This window comes from Mesorhizobium sp. M1E.F.Ca.ET.041.01.1.1 (genome assembly GCF_003997355.1).
Classification (GTDB): Bacteria; Pseudomonadota; Alphaproteobacteria; order Rhizobiales; family Rhizobiaceae; genus Mesorhizobium.
Genome location: NZ_RZSL01000261.1, coordinates 1 through 8,337 on the forward strand (window position 1 = coordinate 1; position 8,337 = coordinate 8,337).

Genomic DNA, 8,337 nt, shown 5'->3' on the forward strand with positions numbered 1-8,337 from the left:
ACACGCTGGCCGCGATCCGCGCCGGGGCCTGCCACGCCTCAGTCACTGCCGGCACGCTCGCCGAGCCCGCCGACAGTGACTGAGGCGGGCAGGCCCCGGCGCGGATCGCGGCCAGCGTGTTGGCTGTCGCGAGGCCGAGGTCATTGTGCGCATGGAATTCGAGGTCGATCGGAGAATGCGCCGCGAGTGGGGCAATGAGCTCGAAGGTCGAGAAGGGGTCGAGCACGCCGACCGTGTCGGCTAATCTTACTCGGCTTGCGCCGGCGCGAGCGGCCGTGTCGACTACACGGGCGAGATGGTCGTGATCCGCCCGCGAGGCATCCTCGCAGCCGACGGCGACGAAGGGGCCGAGGGCGGCAGCCCGTTCCACCATCTGTTCGATGACCTGAAGCGCCGCGGCCCGGTCGAAGCCGAGCTTGGCCGCGAGTTGGACGTCGGAGGCCGGAAGCGACAGGTTGACGGCCGTGACGCCGCTTTGGATCGCAGCTTCAAGGTCGTGCTCGGTCATCCGACACCAGGCCATGATCCTTGCAGGAAGGCGCAGGGCGACGACAGCGCGGATGGCGGCGATCTCCTCGGCACCCATGGCTGGTGTGCCGACCTCGATCTCGGGGACGCCCGCGGCGGCCAACGCCTCGGCGATTGCCAGTTTCTCCGCCAGGGTGAAGGCGACGCCGGGCGCCTGCTCGCCGTCGCGCAGCGTCGTGTCGTTGAGGAACACCGTGCTCGTCATCAGGCATAGACCGGGTTGAAGATCTTGGGCGCCTCGCCGACGCCGGCCCAGAACGGCGAGAGGTCGCGCAGCTTTTCCACGATACCCGGCATGACATCGAGCACGCGGTCGACCTCCTCCTCGCTATTGTCGCGCGAGAAAGAGAAGCGAATCGCGCCATGCGCGGCGGTGTAGGGGATGTCCATCGCCCTGAGCACATGGCTCGGCTCCAGCGAGCCGGAGGTGCAGGCCGAGCCGGAGGAGCAGGCGATGCCCTCGCGGTTCAAGAGCAGCAGCATGCCTTCGCCCTCGATGTATTCGAAGGCGACATTGGCGGTGTTGGGCAGCCGCTCCAGCGGGTCGCCGGTGACGAAAGCGTTGGGGATGCGCTGGAGGAGGCCTTTTTCCAGACGATCGCGCAGCGCCTTCACACGGGTGTTCTCGTCGTCCATGAATTTCATGGCGAGTTCGGCCGCCTTGCCGAGCCCGACGATGCCCGGCGTGTTCTCGGTTCCGGCGCGGCGGTTGCGCTCCTGGTGCCCGCCCTTGATCAGCGAGCGGAAGCGCACGCCGCGCTTGACGTAAAGCGCACCGATGCCCTTCGGGCCGTGCAGCTTGTGGCCGGAGAGCGAAAGCATGTCGATCGGGGTGGATTTCAGGTCGATCGGAATCTTGCCGACGGTTTGCACGGCGTCGGTGTGGAACAGCGCGCCGACTTCCTTGGCGAGTTCGGCCAGCTCGGCGACGGGGAAGATCGTGCCGGTCTCGTTGTTGGCCCACATGATGGAGACGATGGCGACGCGCGAGGAGAGCGCGGCGCGGTAGGCTTCGAGGTCGAGCCGCCCGTAGCGGTCGACCGGGATGCGGTGGACCGTGATGTCGCGGCGCTTTTCGAGATCGGCGCAAAGTGAGAGCACTGCCGGATGCTCGACGGCGGAGGTGACGATCTCGGTGCGGTCGGGCATGGCTTCGAGGGCGGAAAGGATTGCGGCATTGTCGCTCTCCGTGCCACCCGAGGTGAAGATCACCTCATGGTCGAATTCCGCGCCAATCAGCGCCTGCAATTGCCTGCGCGCGGTCTTCACCGCAGCGCCGACCGATGCGCCGAAGGCGTGGATCGAGGACGGGTTGCCGAAGTGGTCGGTGAAGAAGGGCAGCATCGCCTGCACGACCTCTGGATCGACGCGGGTCGTGGCGTTGTTGTCGAGATAGACCGGCTTCATGGCGGGTTCCTCAGCTGACCGGAATGATACGGAGCGCAAGCCCCGTCGCCTCGTTGAGTTTCTGGCGCATGCCGTTGATGGTGACCGAAGCGAGCTGACAGCCGGTGCAGGCACCCGACAGCTTGACGTAAACTTGGTCGCCGTCGATATCGACGAGCTCGCAATCGCCGCCGTCGGCGCGCAGGTAGGAGCGCATGCCCTCGATCGCTTCTTCGATGAGCCGAATCTTTTGCAGCGTCGTCATCTGCCGCGTGACTGGCACCTCGGGGGCCCGCGGCAGCGCGATGGGCTCCGCCGCGGGCGCCTTGGTCATGCCGCCGGAAGCCAGGGCCGGCTGGGAAAGCGCCGGCTTCGCCTTCACTTTGTTCTTCAGGGCGCGGATGTCGGTGGAGCCGGCTGCGTAGGCTTCCTCGGTCGCGATCAGGCCTTCATTGGCCATTGCGGCGTTGACCCGGACCAGCACCTCCTCGATCTTCTCGAAGCAGGTGAGGCAGCCGCCGCCGGCCTTGGTATAATGGGTGATCTGCTCGACGCTGGTGAGCCTGTTGATGCGCACGGCGCGCTCGATCATGCCTTCGTCGACGCCGAAGCACTTGCAGACGAGGGCGCCTTCCTCGTGGTCGTCGACCCATTTCTCGCCGCGATAATTGGCGATCGCCGCCTGCAGGGCCTCGTAGCCCATCACCGAGCAATGCATCTTCTCCGGCGGCAGGCCGCCAAGGAAATCCGCGATGTCCTGGTTGGTGAGTCCGAGGGCCTCGTCGACAGTCTTGCCGATGATGAGTTCGGTCAGCGCCGAGGAGGAGGCGATGGCCGAGCCGCAGCCGAAGGTCTGGAATTTCGCGGCGGTGATCGTCTGGGTCTCCGGATCGATGCTCATCATCAGCTTGAGCGCGTCGCCGCAGGAGATGGCGCCGACCTCGCCGATGGCATTCGCCATCTCCAGCACGCCGGCGTTTTTCGGGTTGAAGAAGTATTCCTTGACCTTGTCGCTGTAGTCCCACATGGCGCCGATCCTCGTAGTCAGCCGAAGGACTTGCCGCAGGCGCATTTGTCCTGCGCATTCGGGTTGTCGAAGACGAAGCCCGAGGATTCGAGCCCGGTGACGAAATCGACGGTCATGCCGGCGACGTGGGGCTGGGAGCCGGCGTCGACATAGACCTTGATCCCGTCCGCCTCGATGACCGCGTCGCCGTCGCGCGAGGCGCTTTCCAGGCCCATCAGGTATTTGAGGCCGGCGCAGCCACCCGCCTCGACCATGATGCGCAGGCCCTCCGCCGGTTCGGCGGCGCGAGACAGCGCAGTCTTCACGGCGGTGACGGCATTTTCGGTGAGCGTGATCATGGGACGACATCTCCTTGTTCGCTGGTGCGTTCGGAGAGGCTCATGCATGCGTCGTGCCAGAGGAGAAAATTCAGCTAAAACAATGAGATGTCTTGTCGCTGTCGTGTCGGATGTCAGACATCGTCGGATATCGGACAAAGGGCATCGCCGCTTCTTTCTTCTCCCCGTAAATGGAGAAGGGGTCGCCAGCCGCTGCGGCCGCCCTGCGTGGTCGGCCCCATAGGCGATCTCAAACACTGCCATCCGACACCCGTCTGTCGGGTTTGTCGGGTCCGCGACACAGGCTTGTTTAAGCCAATCTTCCGTTTTCTCTCCGGCTAAATAGCTGAAAAGAAATCACAAAATTTTTTCTTCGGTTCGGCCGGCCGAGTTGGCACGAGTTTTGAAGCTTCCTCGTTGCGAGGCGGCAGGAGCTGCCGACCGGCATTCATGTCGCGGGTGACCGCGACGAATGGAACGAAGGAAGGAAAGCAACATGTCAGCTCTGCGTCAGATCGCATTCTACGGGAAGGGGGGGATCGGCAAGTCCACCACGTCCCAAAATACGCTCGCCGCCCTTGTCGACCTCGGCCAGAAGATCCTCATCGTCGGCTGCGACCCCAAGGCCGACTCCACCCGCCTGATCCTGAACTCGAAGGCGCAGGACACCGTGCTGCACCTCGCCGCGCAGGAAGGCTCGGTGGAAGACCTCGAGCTCGAGGACGTGCTGAAGATCGGCTACAAGAACATCAAATGCGTGGAGTCCGGCGGGCCCGAACCGGGCGTTGGCTGCGCCGGGCGCGGCGTCATCACCTCGATCAACTTCCTGGAAGAAAACGGCGCCTATGACGACGTCGACTACGTCTCCTACGACGTTCTCGGCGACGTGGTGTGCGGCGGCTTTGCGATGCCGATCCGCGAGAACAAGGCCCAGGAGATCTACATCGTCATGTCCGGCGAGATGATGGCGCTCTATGCGGCCAACAACATCGCCAAGGGCATCCTGAAATACGCCCATTCGGGCGGCGTACGCCTCGGCGGCCTGATCTGCAACGAGCGCCAGACCGACCGCGAGCTCGACCTCGCCGAGGCGCTGGCCGCGAAGCTCAACTCCAAGCTCATCCACTTCGTGCCGCGCGACAACATCGTCCAGCATGCCGAGCTCAGGAAGATGACGGTGATCCAGTACGCGCCGGACTCCAAGCAGGCGGGGGAATACCGGGCGCTGGCCGAGAAGATCCATGCCAATTCGGGCCAAGGCACGATCCCGACCCCGATTACCATGGAAGAGCTCGAGGACATGCTGCTCGACTTCGGCATCATGAAGACGGACGAGCAGATGCTCGCCGAGCTGGCCGCGAAAGAAGCGACGCTGGCGGCCGCCCAGTAACCGCCGCCGCCGACAGGGGCGCCGGCCTTGACCCGGCGCGCCTTCCGCGAAACGGCGCCTCGCAGGCGAGGCGTCACCCGAACCTTGAAAGGGGCAGGTCCCATGAGCCTCGACTATGAAAATGACGGCGCTCTCCACGAGAAGCTGATCGAGGAAGTGCTGTCGCACTATCCAGACAAGGCGGCCAAGCGCCGCAAGAAACACCTCTCCGTCGCCGCGCCGGCGGGCGAGGACGAGGTCGCCGGCGAGGTGCAGCACCTCTCCGAATGCGACGTCAAGTCGAACATCAAGTCGATCCCCGGCGTGATGACCATCCGCGGCTGCGCCTATGCCGGCTCCAAGGGCGTGGTGTGGGGACCGATCAAGGACATGGTCCACATCTCCCACGGCCCGGTCGGCTGCGGACAGTATTCCTGGTCGCAGCGCCGCAACTACTACATCGGCAAGACCGGCATCGACACCTTCGTGACGATGCAGTTCACCTCCGACTTCCAGGAGAAGGACATCGTCTTCGGCGGCGACAAGAAGCTGGAAAAGGTGATCGACGAGATCGAGGCGCTGTTCCCGCTGAACAAGGGCGTCACAGTGCAGTCGGAATGCCCGATCGGCCTGATCGGCGACGACATCGAGGCGGTGTCCCGCAAGAAGGCCAAGGAGCACGAAAAGACAATCGTGCCGGTGCGTTGCGAGGGCTTCCGCGGCGTCTCCCAGTCGCTCGGCCACCACATCGCCAACGACTCGATCCGCGACTGGGTCTTCGACGAGAAGGAAGTCGAGTTCGAGGCGGGACCTTACGACGTCAACGTCATCGGCGACTACAACATCGGCGGCGACGCCTGGGCCTCGCGCATCCTGCTCGAGGAGATGGGCTTGCGCGTCGTCGGCAACTGGTCGGGCGATGCGACGCTCGCCGAGATCGAGCGCGCGCCGAAGGCCAAGCTCAATCTCATCCACTGCTACCGGTCGATGAACTACATCTGCCGGCACATGGAAGAGAAATACGGCGTCGCCTGGATGGAGTACAACTTCTTCGGGCCCTCCCAGATCGAAGCCTCCATGCGCAAGATCGCCAAGCATTTCGGACCGGAGATCGAGGAGAAGACCGAGGAGGTCATCGCCAAATATCGCCCGATGGTGGATGCGGTGATCGCCAAATACCGGCCGCGCCTCGAAGGCAAGACGGTGATGCTCTATGTCGGCGGCCTGCGCCCCCGTCACGTCATCACGGCCTACGAAGACCTCGGAATGGAGATCGTCGGTACCGGCTACGAGTTCGGCCACAACGACGATTACCAGCGCACCGGCCACTACGTGAAGAAGGGGACGCTGATCTACGACGACGTGACCGGCTACGAACTGGAGAAGTTCATCGAGGGTATCCGCCCCGATCTCGTCGGCTCCGGCATCAAGGAGAAGTACCCGGTGCAAAAGATGGGCGTTCCGTTCCGCCAGATGCACTCCTGGGACTATTCCGGCCCGTATCACGGCTATGACGGCTTCGCCATCTTCGCCCGCGACATGGATCTGGCCATCAACAACCCAGTCTGGGGTCTTTACGACGCCCCCTGGAAGAAGAAGGCCGTGCCGCCGACGGCGATTGCCGCCGAATGAGAACCTGGCCTCTCCGCCCAGGCGGGGAGGTCGATGAGCGCCCGCGGCCTTGACCCGGGGAGTCCTTTCAACGTCTCGATGTCCCTGTGCCGCCGTATGGCGCGGTCAGTAGGAAAAGAGGTGATCACCATGCCGCAGTCGGCCGAAAAAGTCCTTGACCACGCTCCCCTGTTCCGCGAGCCGGAATACAGGCAGATGCTTGCCGAGAAGAAGATCAACTTCGAATGCCCGCACCCGGACCAGATCGTTACCGATCAGCGCGAATTCACCAAGAGCTGGGAATACCGCGAGAAGAACCTGGCCCGCGAAGCGCTGGTCGTGAATCCGGCCAAGGCCTGTCAGCCGCTCGGCGCGGTGTTCGCGGCGGCCGGCTTCGAACGGACGATGTCCTTCGTTCACGGCAGCCAGGGCTGCGTCGCCTATTACCGCTCGCACCTGTCGCGTCACTTCAAGGAGCCGTCCTCGGCGGTCTCCTCCTCGATGACCGAGGATGCGGCGGTGTTCGGCGGCCTGAAGAACATGATCGACGGGCTCGCCAACACCTACAAGCTCTACGATCCGAAGATGATCGCGGTCTCGACCACCTGCATGGCGGAGGTGATCGGCGACGACCTGCACGGCTTCATCGAGAACGCCAGGAACGAAGGCTCGGTGCCGCAGGACTTCGACGTGCCATTCGCCCACACGCCGGCCTTCGTAGGCAGCCATGTCGACGGCTATGATGTCATGGTCAAGGGCGTGCTGGAGAACTTCTGGAAGGGCAAGGAGCGCACGGAAGCCGCCGGGACCATCAACATCATTCCCGGCTTCGACGGCTTCTGCGTCGGCAACAACCGCGAACTGAAGCGCCTGCTCGACCTGATGGGTGTGTCCTACACCTTCATCCAGGACGCCTCCGACCAGTACGACACGCCGTCGGACGGCGAATACCGGATGTATGACGGCGGCACCAAGATCGAGGACGTGAAGGCGGCGCTGAACGCCGAGGCCACGCTGTCGCTGCAGCACTACAACACCCGCAAGACGCTAGAGTATTGCGGGGAAGTCGGGCAGGCCACTGCCTCCTTCCACTACCCGCTCGGCATCCAGGCGACCGACGCGTTCCTGATGAAGGTCTCGGAGATTTCCGGCAAGGAGATCCCGGAGGCGATCCGCCTGGAGCGTGGCCGCCTGGTCGACGCCATGGCCGACAGCCAGTCCTGGCTGCACGGCAAGAAATACGCGATCTACGGCGACCCGGACTTCGTCTACGCCATGGCCCGCTTCATCATGGAGACCGGCGGCGAGCCGACCCATTGCCTCGCCACCAACGGCACAAAGGCCTGGGAAGACGAGATAAAGGAACTGTTCGCCTCCTCTCCCTTCGGCAAGGATGCACAGGTCTGGGCAGGCAAGGACCTCTGGGCGCTGCGTTCGCTGCTTTTCACCGAGCCGGTGGATCTCTTGATCGGCAATTCCTACGGCAAGTATCTGGAGCGCGACACCGGCACGCCGCTGATCAGGCTGATGTTCCCGATCTTCGACCGCCATCATCACCACCGCTTCCCGCTGATGGGCTACCAGGGCGGCCTGCGCGTGCTGACGACGATTCTCGACAAGATTTTCGACAAGCTCGACCGCGAGACGATCGACCCGGGTGTCACGGACTATTCTTTCGACCTAACCCGCTAAGAGCTGCGGCCGGCTTCCACCGGAGCCGGCCGCTTTTTGACGGACTTTGGAGACCGGCGCAATGTCCTCGCTCAGTGCCAAAATCCAGGATGTCTTCAACGAGCCTGCCTGCGACAAGAACCGGGGCAAGGAGGCCAAGGCGCGTAAGAAGGGCTGCTCCAAGCCGCTGACGCCGGGGGCGGCCGCCGGCGGCTGCGCCTTCGACGGCGCCAAGATCGTGCTGCAGCCGATCACCGACGTGGCGCATCTGATCCACGCGCCGCTCGCCTGCGAGGGCAATTCCTGGGACAATCGCGGCGCCGCCTCGTCAGGGCCGACGCTGTGGCGCACCAGCTTCACCACCGACTTGACCGAACTCGACGTGGTGATGGGGCAGGGCGAGCGGAAGCTCTTCAAGGCGATCCGCG

The 8,337-nt window shown here is 64.0% G+C and carries 7 protein-coding genes and 1 pseudogene; 4 read left to right on the forward strand and 4 right to left on the reverse strand.

Annotated features, from left to right (window positions below; genetic code table 11):
- Window positions 1-44: 44 nt before the first annotated feature.
- The 4 genes and pseudogenes from EOA38_RS20490 to EOA38_RS20505 form a co-directional block, all read right to left on the reverse strand.
- A pseudogene (locus tag EOA38_RS20490) lies at window positions 45-733 on the reverse strand (homocitrate synthase); the annotation flags it as partial.
- Entirely contained in the window at window positions 733-1,935 is a 1,203-nt protein-coding gene (gene nifS, locus EOA38_RS20495) for a cysteine desulfurase NifS (RefSeq protein WP_127300080.1), read from the reverse strand. The pseudogene EOA38_RS20490 and the gene nifS, both read right to left, overlap by 1 nt.
- Before the next feature lie 10 nt (window positions 1,936-1,945).
- A complete protein-coding gene (gene nifU / locus EOA38_RS20500) occupies window positions 1,946-2,941 on the reverse strand; it encodes a Fe-S cluster assembly protein NifU (RefSeq protein ID WP_127300081.1) in 996 nt (331 codons plus the stop codon).
- Between the two features lie 17 nt (window positions 2,942-2,958).
- Entirely contained in the window at window positions 2,959-3,279 is a 321-nt protein-coding gene (locus tag EOA38_RS20505) for an iron-sulfur cluster assembly accessory protein (protein WP_126089868.1), read from the reverse strand.
- A gap of 475 nt (window positions 3,280-3,754) precedes the next feature.
- Here EOA38_RS20505 and nifH point away from each other — a divergent pair, with 475 nt between their 5' ends.
- The 4 genes from nifH to EOA38_RS20525 form a co-directional block, all read left to right on the forward strand.
- Window positions 3,755-4,648 carry a nitrogenase iron protein gene (nifH, locus tag EOA38_RS20510; protein WP_127300082.1) on the forward strand — a complete coding sequence of 298 codons (894 nt, stop codon included), beginning with the start codon at window positions 3,755-3,757 and terminating at the stop codon, window positions 4,646-4,648.
- A gap of 102 nt (window positions 4,649-4,750) precedes the next feature.
- Window positions 4,751-6,259 carry a nitrogenase molybdenum-iron protein alpha chain gene (gene nifD / locus EOA38_RS20515; protein ID WP_127300083.1) on the forward strand — a complete coding sequence of 503 codons (1,509 nt, stop codon included), beginning with the start codon at window positions 4,751-4,753 and terminating at the stop codon, window positions 6,257-6,259.
- A gap of 129 nt (window positions 6,260-6,388) precedes the next feature.
- Window positions 6,389-7,930: a nitrogenase molybdenum-iron protein subunit beta gene (gene nifK, locus EOA38_RS20520; protein ID WP_127300084.1), complete on the forward strand. Its 1,542-nt coding sequence runs from the start codon at window positions 6,389-6,391 to the stop codon at window positions 7,928-7,930.
- 61 nt (window positions 7,931-7,991) lie between these two features.
- Window positions 7,992-8,337, forward strand: a 346-nt coding sequence (locus tag EOA38_RS20525) for a nitrogenase component 1 (protein WP_281060111.1), incomplete at its 3' end; no start/stop codon positions are given.

Bases quoted from the DNA above. Each gene is read 5' to 3' on its own strand.
- nifS (WP_127300080.1), bottom strand. From the start codon at position 1,935: ATGAAGCCGGTCTATCTCGACAACAACGCCACGACCCGCGTCGATCCA.
- nifU (WP_127300081.1), bottom strand. From the start codon at position 2,941: ATGTGGGACTACAGCGACAAGGTCAAGGAATACTTCTTCAACCCGAAA.
- EOA38_RS20505 (WP_126089868.1), bottom strand. From the start codon at position 3,279: ATGATCACGCTCACCGAAAATGCCGTCACCGCCGTGAAGACTGCGCTG.
- nifH (WP_127300082.1), top strand. From the start codon at position 3,755: ATGTCAGCTCTGCGTCAGATCGCATTCTACGGGAAGGGGGGGATCGGC.
- nifD (WP_127300083.1), top strand. From the start codon at position 4,751: ATGAGCCTCGACTATGAAAATGACGGCGCTCTCCACGAGAAGCTGATC.
- nifK (WP_127300084.1), top strand. From the start codon at position 6,389: ATGCCGCAGTCGGCCGAAAAAGTCCTTGACCACGCTCCCCTGTTCCGC.